The sequence below is a fragment of the Pontibacillus sp. ALD_SL1 genome, assembly GCF_017355605.1.
Map to the genome: position 1 here is coordinate 2,584,703 of NZ_CP062974.1, position 15,810 is coordinate 2,600,512.

A 15,810-nucleotide genomic window follows, 5' to 3' on the forward strand; every position below is an offset into this window, starting at 1 on the left:
ACCGTATGTTAAAAGGGTACATTCTTTTATTCATATCGAGGGAGGACTTAGACTGAATGTTAACCGCTATTTTTTTACCACTGATTTTAGCATGTTTAATACCATTCCTAAGTAAATGGAAAGACTCCATTCACACAGGCTGGTTCGTGCTACCTATTCCCTTCAGTATATTTGTTTACCTTATTACGCAGGTAGGTACACAATTTTCTCCTTTTGAGCGATCTTATTCTTGGATCCCATCCTTACAAATCAATTTCGATCTGTATTTAGATGGACTAAGTTTATTATTTGGTTTGCTCATTAGTGGTATTGGCTCTCTAGTTGTACTCTATTCTGTTTATTACTTACATAAGAGTGAACAGTTGGGCCATTTCTACGTGTATTTACTTATGTTTATGGCTGCCATGTTCGGAGTCGTATTCTCTGATAACGTATTTGCACTTTATACGTTTTGGGAACTTACTTCCCTTTCTTCCTTTCTTCTAATCGGATACTGGAACCACAGAAAGGGCTCAAGGTATGGGGCGTTGAAATCAATGCTCATTACCGTATTTGGAGGCCTTAGTTTACTGGGTGGACTCTTACTCTTAACAATCGTTACAGACACCACAAGTATTCAGGCTATGATGGATCAGAAAGAAACGATTATTAACAGCCCACAATTTGGTTGGATATTAGGATTTATTTTCTTAGGTGCTTTTACAAAATCAGCACAATTTCCATTCCACATTTGGTTACCAGATGCGATGGAAGCTCCTACGCCAGTTAGTGCTTACCTTCACTCAGCCACAATGGTTAAAGCAGGGATATTCTTAATCGCCCGCTTCTTACCGATCTTCTCACTGAGCGAATGGTTCTTTATTATTGTTAGCACAGTAGGAATAGTTACCTTATGTTGGGGTTCTTATATGGCTGTTCGCCAAACAGACTTAAAAGGCATATTAGCCTTCTCCACTATAAGTCAACTAGGTATGATTATGGCTATGCTCGGGTTTGGAACGAAGGTTGCTGTATTTGCAGCCGTATTTCATATCTTAAACCACGCTACATTTAAAGGAAGCTTGTTCATGGTCGCAGGAATTATCGACCACGAAACAGGTACACGAGATATACGCAAATTAGGCGGTCTCATGACGCTTATGCCTATTACAGCCACCCTAGCGGTGTTTGGTACTTTCTCTATGGCTGGCGTTCCTTTACCATTCCTAAATGGGTTCTACAGTAAGGAGCTTTTCTTTGATGCTTCCTTGCATCTTAAAGGAGAAGGTCTTGCACAAACGCTTGCTGCCATTATCCCTTACCTAGCTGTATTTGGTAGTATCTTTACATTTGTATACTCCATGTACCTGTTCTTTGGGACATTCAGAGGAGAATACAAAGAGAAAGAATTGCCTCAAAAGCCACACGAGGCACCGATCGGAATGCTTATCTCCCCTATTATCCTTGTGCTCTTGGTCATTACAATCGGGTTAATTCCTGAGTTATTTAACAGTGCGTTAATTGATCATGTAGCAGAAGCAGTAAAAGGGGAACCGATGGAGAAACACATTAAGTTCTGGCATGGTTGGGACGGCACACCTCTTCATATGTCACTAATAGTTGTCGCACTCGGCGCACTGCTTGTGAGTTTCCGATCTTATTGGTCTGGTGTATATAAAGCAGTTCCAGGTGCATTAAGCCTAAACAAAGCTTACGACTGGTTAGTAGATCGTACTGAGAAGTATTCAAGCACGATTACTAACGGATATATGAACGGATCTTTAAGACGTTATGTACGCCTCTTATTGATCGCTATCCTTCTTGGGACAATCGGTACAATGCTTCTTACGAATGGATTAGCTTTAAACCCTACAGATGTAGAAGACGTTACCTTCCCTGAGATGTTAGTTGTTATTATGATGGTGTTAGCAGCACTTGCTACAATCTTTACTAATAACCGAATTGCAGCTATCTTAATACTTGGCGTTGTGGGCTATGGCTTGGCCATACTTTTCGTTCTTTACCGAGCTCCAGACCTAGCATTAACACAACTTATCATTGAAACGGTTACGGTTGCTTTATTCCTGCTAGTATTTATGCATCTACCAGAGCTTAGAAAGCGCCACGAGTCAGCAGGGACAATACTAATCAACGCTTCTATAGCAATTCTGTTTGGAGCCATGATGACAATTGTCGGCATATCTTCTTATAACAGTAAATGGTTCGATCCTATTTCAGATTATTTCCTTGAAACGTCTGTAAAACTTGGTGGTGGCCACAACGTGGTCAACGTAATCCTTGTTGACATGCGTGGATTAGATACATTATTTGAAATTACGGTATTAGGGATTGCAGCACTCGCGATCTTTAACATGATAAAGCTTCGCCGTAAGAAGGGGGCGAAAGAATAAGATGGAAATTATTACGTCCCTGTTAGCGGGTATTCTTTTCGCAACAGGAGTTTACAACTTACTGCAGAAGCAGTTGCTACGCATTGTCATAGGAACAGCCCTTATCTCTCATGGGGCTCACCTTTTCATCCTGACGATGGGGAAGTTAAAGCGAGGAAATCCTCCTATTATTGTGGAAGGGGTCGAGAACTACGTCGACCCGTTACCACAAGCATTAATCTTAACGTCTATTGTTATTAGCTTTGGTGTCACGAGCTTCCTACTTGTTTTGGCTTACCGCGCAGCCAAAACGAATGACACCGACAATATGGACGAGTTAAGGGGTAACGAAAATGAGTAATTTAGCTGTTTTACCAATCTTACTACCACTATTAGCAGGTATTATCGTTGCGTTTTTCAACACAAAACTGACTGCGGTCCGTTTGTTTTCAAGAATTGTAGCCATCCTTAACCTTATTGTTGTTTCATATATCGGTTGGGATGTCTATCAGAACGGCACAATCATTCTTGAAACAGGTGGATGGAAAGCACCTTATGGAATCGTATTAGTAGCGGATATGTTAGCAATGCTCCTTGTGATCACAACGAACATCATTGCTGTTGCTTGCGTATTCTTTGCTTCTAGGTCGTTAAGTGATAAGAAGGAATCGTATTACTTTTACACGTTTTTCTTCTTACTTATTACAGGGGTCTCTGGAGCGTTTTTAACAGGGGATCTATTCAACCTATTCGTATTCTTTGAAGTCCTTCTTATGGCTTCATATGCTTTAATTGTACTAGGAGGAGAAAAGGTTCAATTAAGAGAATCATTGAAATACGTTCTCTTAAACCTCTTCTCTTCTATGCTTTTTGTAACTGTGATTTCTTTCTTATATTCCGTAGTCGGTACGGTTAATATGGCGCAGGTTGCTGAACGCGTACAAGAAGTTGAGCAGAAGGGGATCTTAACTACTATTGGAATTCTGTTGTTCTTTGTTTTTGCTACAAAGGCAGCTGTATTCCCACTTTATTATTGGCTACCCAAGTCATATATTGTACCAAACCCCGTTGTTTCTGCTCTATTTGGAGCATTACTCACGAAGGTCGGAATCTATTCGATCCTCAGAACATTTACAATTATCTTTCATCACGAAGTTGAGATTACGCACCAGCTCTTCCTTTGGTTAGCGGCATTAACCATGTTGTTTGGAGTAATCGGCGCACTGTCTACTCATAACATCAAGCTCATTGTGGCTTACAACATCATTCCTGCAGTTGGCTTTATGTTAATGGGAATTGCTTTGTTTACAGAAACTTCTGTAGCAGGAACTGTCTATTACTTGATTCACGACATGATCGTAAAGGGAGCCCTCTTCCTTCTCGTTGGTGCTATTGCAATATTAGCTGGAACAAGTGATTTACGGAAGATGAATGGACTCATTCATCATTATCCCGTCATTGGATGGCTATTCTTTATAGCAAGTATTACATTAGCGGGGATTCCTCCCTTTAGTGGATTTATTGGAAAGATCCTATTAATGCAAGGCGGTTTAGAAGAGGACCAATATGCAGTCGTAATTATTGGACTTTTAACAAGTTTACTCATCCTTTTCTCAATGATTCGCATATTCATTCAAGGCTTCTGGGGAGAGAAAGACGAAACATTTACTCCTGATAAAAAAGGAGCGCGAGGCTTCACATGGCCTATTGCTTTTCTTGTCTTCTTCTCGATTTATTTAGGAGTCGGAGCAGAAACCGTTTATCCAATTGTTGAGGAGATCTCCAAGTCCTTATTAGATCCTTCTCAATACATTGAGTCCGTGTTAAAGGAGTAAACCAATATGCCTTTTCAGATCGTATTAAATATTATCATTGCTATTATGTGGACGTTTCTTCAGGAATCCTACACATTCAGTAGCTTCTTCACTGGATATTTATTTGGGATCCTCCTGCTATTTACACTGCAGCGTTTTATCCCAGATGAGTTTTATATGAAGCGATTTCTTAAGATTATTAGCCTTATCTTACTATTTATAAAAGAGCTCATTTTATCTAATGTGACGATATTAAAATGGGTATACAAACCGAAGTTAGATATGGAGCCAGGAATATTTGCAGTACCTGTTGACCTTAAAAGCAATTGGGAAATCACATTGTTAGCGAATTTAATTACGCTAACTCCAGGTACACTATCTATTGCTATCTCAAACGATCATTCTTATATTTATGTTCACGCTATGAACATTGAAGATGTAGAAGCTGAGATTAACTCCATTAAGGAATCTTTCGAACGAGCGATCAAGGAGGTGACAAGATAAGATGTTAACTGTTGAAATGACAAAAGATATGTTGCACATTGTAACGGAGATCTGTATTGTTTTAACATCGATCTCTATCATCCTTTTGTTATACAGAGCTGTTGTTGGCCCTACCAACCCAGATCGTGCAGTTGCACTAGATACGATCGGGATTAACCTTATGGCCCTTGCTGGATTGATTGCCATCTATCTTGTTACAGCACAATTAAACGATGTTATTTTACTAATTGGAATTTTGCTGTTTATCGGTACGGTAGCCATTGCAAAATTCTTAGAAAAGGGTGTTATTATTGAGCGGGACATGGATTGAAATCGTTTGGGATCTCATCATTATGGTATTCTTACTAGCAGGTACCTTCTTCATCATCTCCTGCTCAATTGGAATCATAAGATTCCCAGACGTATACACAAGACTTCACGCTGCTACAAAAGGTGCCACTCTTGGGGTATCTGGGATTATGATTGGAGCTTTTCTGTTTCTTTATATTGAACACGGAATGATTAGCGGGAAATTAATATTAGGGATTATCTTCGTTCTATTAACTGCCCCTGTATCCGGTCATATGATCTCAAGAGCTGCCTATCGCAGTGGAGTTCAGTTATGGGATCACAGTATTAAAGATGATTACAAAAATGTCGTTGAATCAGACGATAAATAACTAAGAAAACCGTTCAGCTGACTAAGCTGAACGGTTTTTTTGTTATACCGATTCATAATTCAGTTAAAGATAGCTTACATTCTTTCATTCATGGGGCTAATATGGCTGGTTGGGGTGTAATTCATGCAGGACAGACACTTTTCTCCATATAAGCGCATAAGGTGACTATATAGGCCATTGCCTAAATGTTTATGTGGAGGTGTATGCGCTTGTCTAGTTTATTGTCTGCTCTAGCCCTTTTTATTAAAGACACCCTATTCTTCGTATCCTACGTAAAAAACCATGCCTTCCCGCAACCCCTTCCACCAGAAGAAGAAGCTAAATGCCTGCAAAAAATGCAAGAAGGGGATGAAGAAGCTAGAAATCGACTGATTGAACACAATTTACGACTGGTAGCACATATTGTGAAAAAGTTCGAGAACACAGGAGAGGATAACGAGGATCTCATTTCTATTGGAACTATAGGTTTGATTAAAGGAATCGAAAGCTTTTCTTCTGGCAAAGGCACCAAACTAGCTACCTATGCGGCTCGCTGTATTGAAAATGAAATCCTCATGCATTTAAGAGCCTTAAAGAAGACTAAAAAAGACGTTTCTTTACAAGACCCTATCGGCCAAGATAAAGAAGGAAATGAAATTAGCTTAATCGACATATTAAAAGCTGAAAACGCAGATGTTGTAGAATTAATTCAGTTAAATATGGAAGTGGAAAAAATCCGTGAATACTTACAAATCTTAGATAAGAGGGAGAAAGAAGTTATTATTGGTCGATATGGATTAGGGTTAAAAGAAGAAATGACGCAAAGAGAAATTGCTAAGACATTAGGCATTTCGAGAAGCTACGTGTCACGAATTGAAAAAAGGGCCTTAATGAAGATCTTCCATGAGTTTTACAGAAAGGAACATCAAAACACTTCCCAAAACGGATAAGAAATGTCTATCACATAACACACCGCTCTTTCATATGGTATAGCAAATACCTATAAGAGAGGTGAATACCTATGGGGTATTGTGGCTATACAGGATACCCTTACACCCCCTATCCCGTACCATATCCATATCCACCATATGGCGGTTATGGTCTAGGGTTAGCCGTGGTGTTGCTTATCTTATTGCTAGTGCTAGGCGGAGGATACTATTATTACCGATTTGCTTAAACGTAGTATATAAAAAACAGATTCAATATCCATTGAATCTGTTTTTTATTGAGACTCCTGATCTTGTAATGCTTGTCTGCACTTCTTCCAGCGTAAAGTGAAGAAAAAAGCCGCTCCCATACTTAAGGAAGTAAGTCCCATCATAAGAACCTCGTGATTGGATTCAGTTAAATAAGTGGTAATAATCGTACCAAGATAAAAATATACGCTTAATATTAGCAACGTAATAATAAACCGAGAATAGTCTTCCATTCTTGCTTTCAAGTTATCTGTATTCATGTAAAAACCTCCCCCTGTGTCCATTATAATAACACGGATACAAAGAGAGGTGATTAGTGAAATATTGGAATTATATTTGACGAAGCATACCTTGAATTAGAGTTGCCGCGTTTTTTCCCGCTGTTTCTAAATACTGATCAAATGACACATTTGATTCTTTACCAGCAATGTCAGATAAAGAACGAATGATTACAAAAGGCGTTCCATAATGATGACTAACTTGCGCAATCGCAGCCGCTTCCATTTCAGCAGCTTGTAATTGAGGAAACTTACCTCTCACAAATTCAACACGTTTAGCTTCTTGCATAAACGCGTCACCCGTTGCAATTAAACCTCTCACTGTATGAAGATCAGGTAACTCCTTAGCAGCTATTTCAGCAACTTGTACAAGTTCTTCATCAGGCTCATAAAAGGCAGGCATATCAGGTACTTGCCCGTACTCATAATTAAAGGCTGTCACATCCACATCATGGTGGCGTACCTCAGAAGAAATGACTAAATCCCCTACTTTTAACTCCTTAGCAAATCCACCTGCTGATCCCGTATTAATAATATGAGTAGGTTGATAACGCTCATGTAAGATCGTTGTCGCCATACCTGCGTTTACTTTCCCGATATTCGATTTAGTTAGAACGACATCTTTTCCTTCTAATTGACCTTTATAAAACGTACAACTGGCTACCGTTTCTTCGTGTTCTATCACCATATTACTTTTTAATAGTTCTACTTCTTCATCCATTGCTCCAATAATACCAATTGTCAATTCTATCTCTCCCTTTATATCCTAAGCCGCCTTTATACGAAACTTGCTGCTCGTCCTAAGACTGAGACTTATATTTATTTTCTTTTATGACTTCTACCTTCATGGGCTTCCATCCTTTCCCTTCCACCCATGCTGTGTACACTCGATAAGTCTTTTGGTCAGCTTTATCAGAGATCGTAGCTACAGCTGTTTGATTATCCCCACCATTGTGTACCATCCATAAAGTAGAATTATCCTTCGAAAGTCCAGAACCTAGGTAAATTGAATCTAACATTTCATTCCAGTCTTGAGTCGTATCGTCAAATGTTGCTACATGTTTACCTTCTTGTTCTGTCTGGATCGCTTGCCATTTATCTTGATACACTTCAATAACATTATCTTCTTTTGTAACCGAAGGAATCTCTATGTATTCATCAGAATCTACTGTTTCCTCTTCTGTTCCTTCTTGTTCTTCTGAATCCTCTGTTGATTCTGAATCTGAACGATCCTCTTCCCCATTTGATGCTTGTTCATCTTTTGAGGCTTCTTCTTTTTCATCGGAAGGTGAATCCTGAGTTGTTTGAGTAGCCTCTTCTTTTGTACCTTCCTGCTCATCCTCTTGTTTATTAGCATCTGTTTCATCTACTTCATCATCTTGACTCACAGAATTCACTTCTACCTGCTTGCCATCTTCCTTCGCTTCATTACCACCAAATGGCCATACAATTATGCCAACCAATAGGACTGCAAATACAATCGCCAAAGTACTAAAGCCTGTCACTAACTTTGTATTCTTACGCTTCTTTTCATAAAGATTCACTCGACTCATTCTTCTTCCCCCTTTGATTCATTATACTATGCAAAATGGATAGAACCAAGATATCCTAACAAAGGTTTTGTGTTTTTTTGTCGATTGTTTACTAATTTTGATGAAATGGAGGAATAGATTATAATTTGTCTAATATAATGTGTACAGGTATAGAAAAAAGGTGGTGGAGCAAATGAACGTGACTAACTTTAACAAAAAAGCTTGGAATTTATCTCATTTCAGCAAAATCGGATACTGTAAAGAAGACAAACGTTTATGCATCTACTTCCTTAACGGGTTTACGATGGAAGTATACGATGTGGATGAAAAGATTGTGTTTGAGTTTATTATCAGTTTAGAGAAAGAAACATTTATACGAAACATCTTGGCATCACACTTTTGCGTCTCATTTTATGCAACCCCATTACACGCCTGAAGGGAGCCTACTCAAAAGCAGGGTCCCTTCTTTTCATTTCTTCCTTATTTTCTTGTTCATATATATAGGAGACCATGTCTTTATATACTGAATAGGTAGGTTCTGATGGTTTGGAATTCAATGTAACCACAACCATAGCATACTCAGGTTTATCGTAGGGAAAATAGCCTGCAAACCAGTGGTGAAAAATCTCCTTCTTCATACCATCCTCATTTTCTACTTCTGCGATACCTGATTTCCCTGCTATGTTCAACCCTTGTAATTTACCGGCTGTACCTTGAGCAGTAGGTACCTGTTGCAACAATTCTTGAAGCTTTAAAGCACTGTATGAGGAAAGACGATTATCCAAATCCTTATGTTCAGGAAATGTGATAAATTCTGACCCATTCTTATATAGTATATCCGTCACACCACGAACTTCCTTCTTGATCCCATCAGAAGCAATCGTCGCCATCATATTTGTCATGGATAGAGGACTCATTTTAACATCTAATTGACCAATAGCAGTTTGTGAAATAGCTAGTGGCACCATTTTCTGTGGGTCAGCTCCCCATATTTGATTACGATCTTCGCGCCCAAATTGCTTAAAATCCTTGAGACGGAATAGATCCCCATTCCATCCAACAAAATCTGTTATACCAAGCTTAGCGGCATAATTCTCAAGCACATCTTCATCATGAGCCATCATTTCATTGGCAATCTTAGCAAATGTGTAATTACAACTTTGCGCAAAGCTTTCTTCAAATGTTAAAAAACCAAGGGAACGACTCGGTTCTTTCCCTTCATTTATACTTAAATTGCAATTATATGTCTCTCTTATATTTACGTGAGGGTGCTCAATGGCAGCCGCAGCGACAACTGTTTTAAATACAGAACCAGGGGAATAACTTTTTATCATATGATTTTCATATTTATTAGGATCATTTGAGTCCACTTTGGGACGACTGACCATAGCGAGAACATTTCTTGTATCTATATCCATTAATACTAATCCGCCCTCCTCCATACCTGAAGCATCAATTAATGTTTCAGCTTGTTGCTGGAGCTCAAGATCAAGGGTCGTTTTAACCTGAACAGGGTAATATGGATCTTGCTGTCCTAAATAGTTTACATTTAGTCCAAACAAAGGATCCCCTTTCCCATCTACGTGATATAATAACTTTTCTTCATCTTTAGACGATAAGAATTCTTCAAATGTCTCCTCTAATCCTGACGCCCCTTTGCTTCTTACCACCCCTAAAAAGTGCGTTGCCACCTTAGGATCGCCTGGCTTCGCTCTATTCACTGAAATCATTCCAGGGAAATTAAGATCTTGAAAAGCTTCATATTCCTCATTGGTTAATGTACGGCCTAATTGATCTGACATATAGAACGGCTCCACGCTTTGATTAATCCATTGCTTCAATTTCCAAGAAGGTTCATTAACTAATGCCGCTACTTCTTCAATTGGAACATCTATATCTTTAAGAAACGGAAAGAATACAACGTCTAATTGAGGGGGGTTCGTTACTGAAACTCCATTACGATCCAAGAAACTCCCCCGCCCGTTATGAAGAAGCACAGACTGAGTTCGCTGATCAACACTGGCTTCTAATAAATTAACATCTTTCTTACCGAACCGCTCGGTTGAGATTAATTGGATGTCAGCTAATCTATATAAAAGAACACTAAATAAAAAGATTAAACTTATGGCTACAACTATCGTTCGCTTCACCTTCACAACGCGTCACCTCACGCATCATTATCTCCAGTCTAATGACGCACTAAACCCCTCGTATCCATGTAACTCTTCGGTATTCCCATATAAGACTTTTTTTATAGGAAGTTTGAAGCTGGGAGGATGTTTCCATTGCTTTATTTGAGCGTAAGGTGGTGAGAGTTGCGAGGCTCCCTAATACGGCATGTTTCCGTTACACCATATTTGGCAGAGGTGTTTCGGGAAATTGCGAGACTCCTGCGGCAGTAGGAGCCTAGGGGAGACCCCGGAGGGAGCGAATGCGACTGAGGAGGCTCCCCAGCTCGCCGCGGAAAGCGAGTGATTTCCCGAAACACCTCACGCGCTAACAACGCAAACGGAAACATTCTCTCAACTAGATTGTTCAACAATCCTGGTCCTTGAACAAGATTATCTTAAACAATAACCACATAAAAAAGCCCATTGGAGAGGGACTCCGATGGGCTTGTCTGTATTTATTTACTATTCAACATTAACAATTTTAACGTTGATTTCGCCACCAGGTGTAGCGACTGTTACTTTTTCTCCAATAGTATGTCCTAAAAGACTTTTAGCCATTGGAGAGTCGTTTGAGATTTTTCCTTCAAACGGATCAGCTTCTGCACTTCCGACGATTGTGTATGTTTCTTCATCACCGTCAGGGAGTTCTTGGAATGTGACTGATTTACCAAGCGAAACCTCGTCACTATTTCCAGCGTCGCTTTCGATGATTTCTGCATTACGGATCATGTTTTCTACTTGGGAAATACGTGATTCTACAAATGCTTGTTCATCTTTAGCAGCGTCATACTCTGAGTTCTCGGAAAGGTCCCCGAAACCACGAGCTATCTTAATACGTTCCACAACTTCTTGACGCTTTTCTGTTTTCAAATACTTCAGTTCGTCCTCTAACTTCTGCAAACCTTCTTCGGTCATATAATAACTTTTTTCTTCAGACATCCTCAATCACTCCTTCATACAATACAAAAGAAATACCCAAATCCTTATATAAAAATGAGCGGCACAATAGCTGTGCGCTCAAACTAAACGTTATTATTTTATAAAAGAAATTGGCGTTCTAGAACTACTACCACATATCATGGCAGATTTTTAATCCGTTTTCAACAATTTTATCTATTTATGCTCTATTTTCCCTTTTCTTGGATAATGGTCTTGATTTTAGAGGCCATCAAGTCGATTGCAACATGGTTTTGACCACCTTCTGGAATGATGATGTCTGCATACCGTTTTGTTGGCTCTACAAATTGAAGGTGCATAGGGCGTACAACGTTGATGTACTGTTCAATAACCGAGTCAATTGTTCTGCCTCTCTCTTTAATATCACGCAAAAGACGGCGAACAATACGCACATCTGCATCCGTATCAACGAAAACTTTTATATCCATTAAATCACGAAGACGTGGATCCTCAAGAACCATAATTCCCTCTAGAATGATGACATCTTTAGAATCAACTGGAATCACATCCTCCGAACGTGTATGGATTTTGTAATCATACACCGGCTTTTCTACTGATTCTTTTTGGATGAGCTTTTGTACATGCTCGATTAGTAAATCGTTATCGAAAGCGAGTGGATGGTCGTAATTGGTTTTTAGACGTTCCTCAAAAGGTAAATGGCTTTGATCTTTATAATAATAATCTTGTTCCATCATCAAGATTGTTTTGTCAGTGAACTGCTGAATAATAGAACGGGTAACGGTTGTTTTCCCTGACCCAGTTCCACCAGCGACACCTATGACTACGGGCTTATCACTCATGCTGCTTCTCCTTTCGATTGTTCGTACGATTATGTTATGAGGCAATAGAATTATCATACTGAGTTCATTAACTAATCATGATAAAGCTCAATATTTAACTCACTGGAAGTACCTCTTTCTTATTTTTCTATCTCTTTACGCTAATAGCTACTCCATCTCCAACTGGAACTATTGTGGTCTGGTATTCTGGATGCTGTACGAGCCATTCATTATAGGTCCTGATTTTACGAGCAATTTTAGCAATATTAGAACCATCAGCTGGATCATCTGCAACAAATCCTTTAAATAGGACATTGTCAGAAATAACCATACCATTTGACTCTAGCTCTGGCGTGAATAATTCGAAGAACCTTTGGTATTGGCCTTTAGCTGCATCAATAAACAATACATCAAATGGCCCTTTTGCTTTTAAACGATCTGCTAAATCAAAAGCATCTCCAAACAATACTTGGACACGATTTTCTAAACCTAGTTTAGTTATATTGCGAACAGCTTCATTATACCTTTGTTCATCTCTCTCAATAGATACAACTTCACAATTTGGGTAGCTCTTTGCCATTTGAATAGCAGAATATCCAATTGCTGCACCAATCTCTAATATTCGTGCAGGTTGTTTAATTCGAATCATTTGCTGCAAAAATTCTATCCCTAAGGGTTCCATAATCGGTACATGATTCTCATTTGCGTAAGTTTCTATTGCCACAATGTCTTCTTCTCTTTGGTCAATAGTTTGCATCAAATATTTTTCTAATTTTGGATCGATCATACCTCTTTCCCCCCTTAATATAGAATTTAATCATATATTCTTGGTTTGTCACAACCCTCTTATTTTAGCATAAAAAAAGTAGGAAATGCGAGAGGTTTTGCCCTCACATCCCTACAAATATTAATTAATGTATTTATTTTTCTTTCTGTTATGCTCATCTAACGTCTCAGAATAGTAAATTGTACCATCTGAAGCAGCTAAGAAATATAAATTGTTGGAATCCATTGGGTTTACAGTTGCTTCAACTGCATTTTCCGCAAAGTTCGAAATCGGCCCTATTGGCAAGTCATTTACATGGTAGGTGTTATAAGGCGATTCCACCTCTAAGTCTTCGTACAATACGCGATCTTTATGTTCACCTAATGCATACAACACCGTTGGATCTGTTTGAAGAGGCATCCCTTCTTCTAACCGGTTGTAAAACACTTCCGCAATTTTTTGGCGATCTTCTTTCGTCTTAGCTTCATTCTCTACCAGCGAAGCCATAGTAACCCCTTCATGAACAGTTAATCCACGATCTTTCATATTAGCAATAAATGGTTCTAGAACCGTCTCGGTTTTATTAATCATTTTCTCTACAATTGTCTTTACTGAAGGATCTTCTTCATAGAAATCATAGGTTGCAGCAAATAAATATCCCTCAAGAGGCGTTCTGATCTCCGGATCTAGAATCGCTTCAGTTAGAATAGACGGATGTTTATCAATTAACGATTCAATATACTCAGGATCATTGACTTGCTTCATAAATTCTTCTTTTTTAATGCTTGTCTTTTTGGAATAAATATCAGCAATTTGTTCAATCGTTTTTCCTTCTGGTATTGTCACCGTTAATAAAGGATCTTTTACAACTTTACCTGTCTTTAATGCTTCAATGAGGTCCTCAGGTGTCATAGCTTGGGTGAAAGAATATTCACCTGCTTGGAATCCAGATTCGTTTTTAAACTTCACATAGAATCGAAACACACGACTATCCTTGATCACATTTTGTTCTTCTAAAATGGAGGCTATTTGTGACACGGAAGAACCTATTGGAATTTCTACCTTTTCTTTTGTCGTGTCATCTGGGTCTACCGGTTCTAAAGCAGAGCTTATGTAGACATACCCCGTTATCCCAACAACAGCTATTACCGTTATAACTACAGCGAGTACGATGGCTACGATTTTACGAACAGTTTTCGCTTCCGCACTGCGCTTGATTTGGTTATCTTTCATTGGATCATCATGATTCGACGAAGACATGACATTTCCTCCTTCCATCCGCTATATTATACTATAATTCCCCTTTATGTTTCTATCATTTGCTGAAAATTTACATCTTTTGATTTCTGTTGTGTCTTGGATGGGTTCAGAATAACGTTTTTGTTTACTTGGAATGAGTTTAAGGAGGGCCGGGGAAAACACTCGCTTTCCTGTGGCCCCACACGATGTGGGGTCGTTCGACGTTGGCTATTGATGTGACGACCTTAGTCGAACTTCCCCTCTTTTATTAGGAGCTTCCTCGAACGCTTTCGCTCTCTGCGGGATCTCGGAATTCCGTTTTTCCACGGGAGTCTCGCATTTTCCCCGGCCCTCCTTTGCCTTGATTTGTATAAACAAAAGCGTTGCCACATGACTTGCACCTGGAAAGCAGGAAAGCGAGTCACCCCACATACCCCTAACACTAACTAAAAGTAACGAGCCCTATTCTCATCCTTATTATTGGACACAAAAAAAGAGGCCCTTGTGGGGGCCTCTTTTTTGTTATTCTTGTTCGTCTACTAGTGTGTTTAGTACTTCTTCAACCATTTCCCACTCTTCATCAGATTCGATCTGGTATAGAGCTAGGTCATCGTCGTCGTTTTCTTTTTCTTGGTAACGGAAAGCAAATACTTCAACTTCTTCGTCTGATTCCTGTTGTTCTGCAGGAACAACAGCAATATAAGAGTGACCTGTTTGGTCTACATCGAAGCTAAATAATACTTCAAATAAATGTTCTTCACCGTTTTCATCTGGAATAATAATTCGCTCTTTTTCTTCTAGACTCATATTAACACCTCAATTTGAATTAGCATCTAAATAACTTTGTAAAATCATTACAGCAGCCATTTTATCAATGACTTTCTTTCGTTTACTACGACTCACATCTGCATCTAGCAACACGCGTTCTGCTGCCATTGTAGTTAGTCGCTCGTCCCATAAAACTGACGGAACGTTGAAGTAAGCCTCTGCCTTTTCTGCGAAGATTTGAGAAGCTTCACCTCTTGGCCCAATCGTACCATTCATGTTTTTCGGAAGTCCAATAACTAGTTTACTCACTTCATGCTCTTTCATGTATGGTTCTAGTTTTTTAAAGGCATCTTCATACTCACCTTCTGTCCAGCGAAGGGTTGTTAACCCTTGCGCTGTCCAGCCAAAAGCATCGCTTACTGCGAGCCCTATTGTTTTTTCTCCTACATCTAAAGCAATTGTTTTCATGTTAACCCTCTTGTTGTTGTTCTAGATAGAATTTCACTAGTTCTTCGATCAATTCATCGCGTTCCATCTTGCGAATTAGATTCCGAGCATCTTTGTGACGAGGAATGTAAGCAGGATCCCCGGATAATAAATACCCCACGATCTGATTGATCGGGTTATACCCTTTTTCCCTTAGAGCTTCATGAACCGAAAGCAAGACTTCTTTCACATTTTCATCAAACGGTTCTTCTGGAAAATTGAATTTCATTGTTTTATCCATGGAACTCATACAATCACCTCTCTATAGATGTACCCACATAACGCTTACGTGTAAGCTTCATTTTGAGAATAC

General features: G+C 39.1%; 20 protein-coding genes. 9 read left to right on the forward strand and 11 right to left on the reverse strand.

Features of this window, described 5'->3' with window-relative positions:
• Positions 1 to 56 precede the first annotated feature (56 nt).
• The 8 genes from IMZ31_RS13190 (at position 57) to IMZ31_RS13225 (ending at position 6,502) form a co-directional block, all read left to right on the forward strand.
• Positions 57 to 2,390: a Na+/H+ antiporter subunit A gene (locus tag IMZ31_RS13190; RefSeq protein ID WP_207527790.1), complete on the forward strand. Its 2,334-nt coding sequence runs from the start codon at positions 57 to 59 to the stop codon at positions 2,388 to 2,390.
• Position 2,391: 1 nt separating this feature from the next.
• Entirely contained in the window at positions 2,392 to 2,730 is a 339-nt protein-coding gene (locus IMZ31_RS13195) for a Na(+)/H(+) antiporter subunit C (RefSeq protein WP_207527791.1), read from the forward strand.
• Positions 2,723 to 4,204 (forward strand): Na+/H+ antiporter subunit D, encoded by a 1,482-nt coding sequence (locus IMZ31_RS13200; protein ID WP_207527792.1) that lies wholly within the window; start codon positions 2,723 to 2,725, stop codon positions 4,202 to 4,204. Before IMZ31_RS13195 ends, IMZ31_RS13200 begins: the two co-directional genes overlap by 8 nt.
• Positions 4,205 to 4,210: 6 nt before the next feature.
• The gene (locus IMZ31_RS13205; RefSeq protein WP_207527793.1) at positions 4,211 to 4,687 is read left to right on the forward strand and encodes a Na+/H+ antiporter subunit E; all 477 of its coding nucleotides are present in this window, start codon (positions 4,211 to 4,213) and stop codon (positions 4,685 to 4,687) included.
• 16 nt (positions 4,688 to 4,703) lie between these two features.
• Positions 4,704 to 4,997: a Na(+)/H(+) antiporter subunit F1 gene (locus tag IMZ31_RS13210; RefSeq protein ID WP_242705720.1), complete on the forward strand. Its 294-nt coding sequence runs from the start codon at positions 4,704 to 4,706 to the stop codon at positions 4,995 to 4,997.
• On the forward strand, positions 4,978 to 5,346 hold the full coding sequence (mnhG, locus tag IMZ31_RS13215; RefSeq protein ID WP_207527795.1) for a monovalent cation/H(+) antiporter subunit G: 369 nt from the start codon (positions 4,978 to 4,980) through the stop codon (positions 5,344 to 5,346). The genes IMZ31_RS13210 and mnhG overlap by 20 nt, the downstream gene beginning before the upstream one ends.
• A 209-nt stretch (positions 5,347 to 5,555) precedes the next feature.
• Positions 5,556 to 6,275 carry an RNA polymerase sporulation sigma factor SigK gene (sigK, locus tag IMZ31_RS13220; RefSeq protein WP_207527796.1) on the forward strand — a complete coding sequence of 240 codons (720 nt, stop codon included), beginning with the start codon at positions 5,556 to 5,558 and terminating at the stop codon, positions 6,273 to 6,275.
• A gap of 71 nt (positions 6,276 to 6,346) precedes the next feature.
• Entirely contained in the window at positions 6,347 to 6,502 is a 156-nt protein-coding gene (locus IMZ31_RS13225; protein WP_207527797.1) for a hypothetical protein, read from the forward strand.
• Positions 6,503 to 6,547: 45 nt separating this feature from the next.
• Here IMZ31_RS13225 and IMZ31_RS13230 read toward each other — a convergent pair whose 3' ends face one another.
• From IMZ31_RS13230 to IMZ31_RS13240, 3 genes are all read right to left on the reverse strand, one after another.
• Positions 6,548 to 6,781 carry a YrhC family protein gene (locus IMZ31_RS13230; protein ID WP_207527798.1) on the reverse strand — a complete coding sequence of 78 codons (234 nt, stop codon included), beginning with the start codon at positions 6,779 to 6,781 and terminating at the stop codon, positions 6,548 to 6,550.
• 70 nt (positions 6,782 to 6,851) lie between these two features.
• Positions 6,852 to 7,544 carry a 5'-methylthioadenosine/S-adenosylhomocysteine nucleosidase gene (mtnN, locus tag IMZ31_RS13235; protein ID WP_207527799.1) on the reverse strand — a complete coding sequence of 231 codons (693 nt, stop codon included), beginning with the start codon at positions 7,542 to 7,544 and terminating at the stop codon, positions 6,852 to 6,854.
• Positions 7,545 to 7,599: 55 nt separating this feature from the next.
• A complete protein-coding gene (locus IMZ31_RS13240) occupies positions 7,600 to 8,352 on the reverse strand; it encodes a YrrS family protein (protein WP_207527800.1) in 753 nt (250 codons plus the stop codon).
• Between the two features lie 172 nt (positions 8,353 to 8,524).
• On the opposite strand from IMZ31_RS13240, the gene IMZ31_RS13245 reads away from it, so the two are divergent.
• On the forward strand, positions 8,525 to 8,767 hold the full coding sequence (locus IMZ31_RS13245; RefSeq protein ID WP_207527801.1) for a hypothetical protein: 243 nt from the start codon (positions 8,525 to 8,527) through the stop codon (positions 8,765 to 8,767).
• A gap of 7 nt (positions 8,768 to 8,774) precedes the next feature.
• Here IMZ31_RS13245 and IMZ31_RS13250 read toward each other — a convergent pair whose 3' ends face one another.
• The 8 genes from IMZ31_RS13250 to IMZ31_RS13285 form a co-directional block, all read right to left on the reverse strand.
• Positions 8,775 to 10,487: a peptidoglycan D,D-transpeptidase FtsI family protein gene (locus IMZ31_RS13250; protein WP_207527802.1), complete on the reverse strand. Its 1,713-nt coding sequence runs from the start codon at positions 10,485 to 10,487 to the stop codon at positions 8,775 to 8,777.
• A 477-nt stretch (positions 10,488 to 10,964) separates the two neighbouring features.
• Positions 10,965 to 11,441 carry a transcription elongation factor GreA gene (greA, locus tag IMZ31_RS13255; RefSeq protein ID WP_207527803.1) on the reverse strand — a complete coding sequence of 159 codons (477 nt, stop codon included), beginning with the start codon at positions 11,439 to 11,441 and terminating at the stop codon, positions 10,965 to 10,967.
• Positions 11,442 to 11,626: 185 nt separating this feature from the next.
• The gene (udk, locus tag IMZ31_RS13260; RefSeq protein WP_207527804.1) at positions 11,627 to 12,259 is read right to left on the reverse strand and encodes a uridine kinase; all 633 of its coding nucleotides are present in this window, start codon (positions 12,257 to 12,259) and stop codon (positions 11,627 to 11,629) included.
• A 127-nt stretch (positions 12,260 to 12,386) separates the two neighbouring features.
• Entirely contained in the window at positions 12,387 to 13,025 is a 639-nt protein-coding gene (locus tag IMZ31_RS13265; protein ID WP_207527805.1) for an O-methyltransferase, read from the reverse strand.
• 120 nt (positions 13,026 to 13,145) lie between these two features.
• Entirely contained in the window at positions 13,146 to 14,264 is a 1,119-nt protein-coding gene (gene mltG, locus IMZ31_RS13270) for an endolytic transglycosylase MltG (protein ID WP_207527806.1), read from the reverse strand.
• A 501-nt stretch (positions 14,265 to 14,765) separates the two neighbouring features.
• Positions 14,766 to 15,050: a DUF1292 domain-containing protein gene (locus IMZ31_RS13275; RefSeq protein ID WP_036785625.1), complete on the reverse strand. Its 285-nt coding sequence runs from the start codon at positions 15,048 to 15,050 to the stop codon at positions 14,766 to 14,768.
• 9 nt (positions 15,051 to 15,059) lie between these two features.
• Positions 15,060 to 15,479, reverse strand: a complete 420-nt coding sequence (gene ruvX / locus IMZ31_RS13280) for a Holliday junction resolvase RuvX (RefSeq protein ID WP_207527807.1) — start codon at positions 15,477 to 15,479, stop codon at positions 15,060 to 15,062.
• Position 15,480: 1 nt separating this feature from the next.
• Entirely contained in the window at positions 15,481 to 15,747 is a 267-nt protein-coding gene (locus IMZ31_RS13285; protein ID WP_036785619.1) for an IreB family regulatory phosphoprotein, read from the reverse strand.
• Positions 15,748 to 15,810 lie beyond the last annotated feature (63 nt).

Excerpts from the sequence above, each read along its gene's own strand:
- IMZ31_RS13190 (WP_207527790.1), top strand. The coding sequence starts at position 57 with ATGTTAACCGCTATTTTTTTACCACTGATTTTAGCATGTTTAATACCA.
- IMZ31_RS13195 (WP_207527791.1), top strand. The coding sequence starts at position 2,392 with ATGGAAATTATTACGTCCCTGTTAGCGGGTATTCTTTTCGCAACAGGA.
- IMZ31_RS13200 (WP_207527792.1), top strand. The coding sequence starts at position 2,723 with ATGAGTAATTTAGCTGTTTTACCAATCTTACTACCACTATTAGCAGGT.
- IMZ31_RS13205 (WP_207527793.1), top strand. The coding sequence starts at position 4,211 with ATGCCTTTTCAGATCGTATTAAATATTATCATTGCTATTATGTGGACG.
- IMZ31_RS13210 (WP_242705720.1), top strand. The coding sequence starts at position 4,704 with ATGACAAAAGATATGTTGCACATTGTAACGGAGATCTGTATTGTTTTA.
- IMZ31_RS13225 (WP_207527797.1), top strand. The coding sequence starts at position 6,347 with ATGGGGTATTGTGGCTATACAGGATACCCTTACACCCCCTATCCCGTA.
- IMZ31_RS13230 (WP_207527798.1), bottom strand. The coding sequence starts at position 6,781 with ATGAATACAGATAACTTGAAAGCAAGAATGGAAGACTATTCTCGGTTT.
- IMZ31_RS13240 (WP_207527800.1), bottom strand. The coding sequence starts at position 8,352 with ATGAGTCGAGTGAATCTTTATGAAAAGAAGCGTAAGAATACAAAGTTA.
- IMZ31_RS13245 (WP_207527801.1), top strand. The coding sequence starts at position 8,525 with ATGAACGTGACTAACTTTAACAAAAAAGCTTGGAATTTATCTCATTTC.
- greA (WP_207527803.1), bottom strand. The coding sequence starts at position 11,441 with ATGTCTGAAGAAAAAAGTTATTATATGACCGAAGAAGGTTTGCAGAAG.
- udk (WP_207527804.1), bottom strand. The coding sequence starts at position 12,259 with ATGAGTGATAAGCCCGTAGTCATAGGTGTCGCTGGTGGAACTGGGTCA.
- IMZ31_RS13265 (WP_207527805.1), bottom strand. The coding sequence starts at position 13,025 with ATGATCGATCCAAAATTAGAAAAATATTTGATGCAAACTATTGACCAA.
- mltG (WP_207527806.1), bottom strand. The coding sequence starts at position 14,264 with ATGTCTTCGTCGAATCATGATGATCCAATGAAAGATAACCAAATCAAG.
- IMZ31_RS13275 (WP_036785625.1), bottom strand. The coding sequence starts at position 15,050 with ATGAGTCTAGAAGAAAAAGAGCGAATTATTATTCCAGATGAAAACGGT.
- ruvX (WP_207527807.1), bottom strand. The coding sequence starts at position 15,479 with ATGAAAACAATTGCTTTAGATGTAGGAGAAAAAACAATAGGGCTCGCA.
- IMZ31_RS13285 (WP_036785619.1), bottom strand. The coding sequence starts at position 15,747 with ATGAGTTCCATGGATAAAACAATGAAATTCAATTTTCCAGAAGAACCG.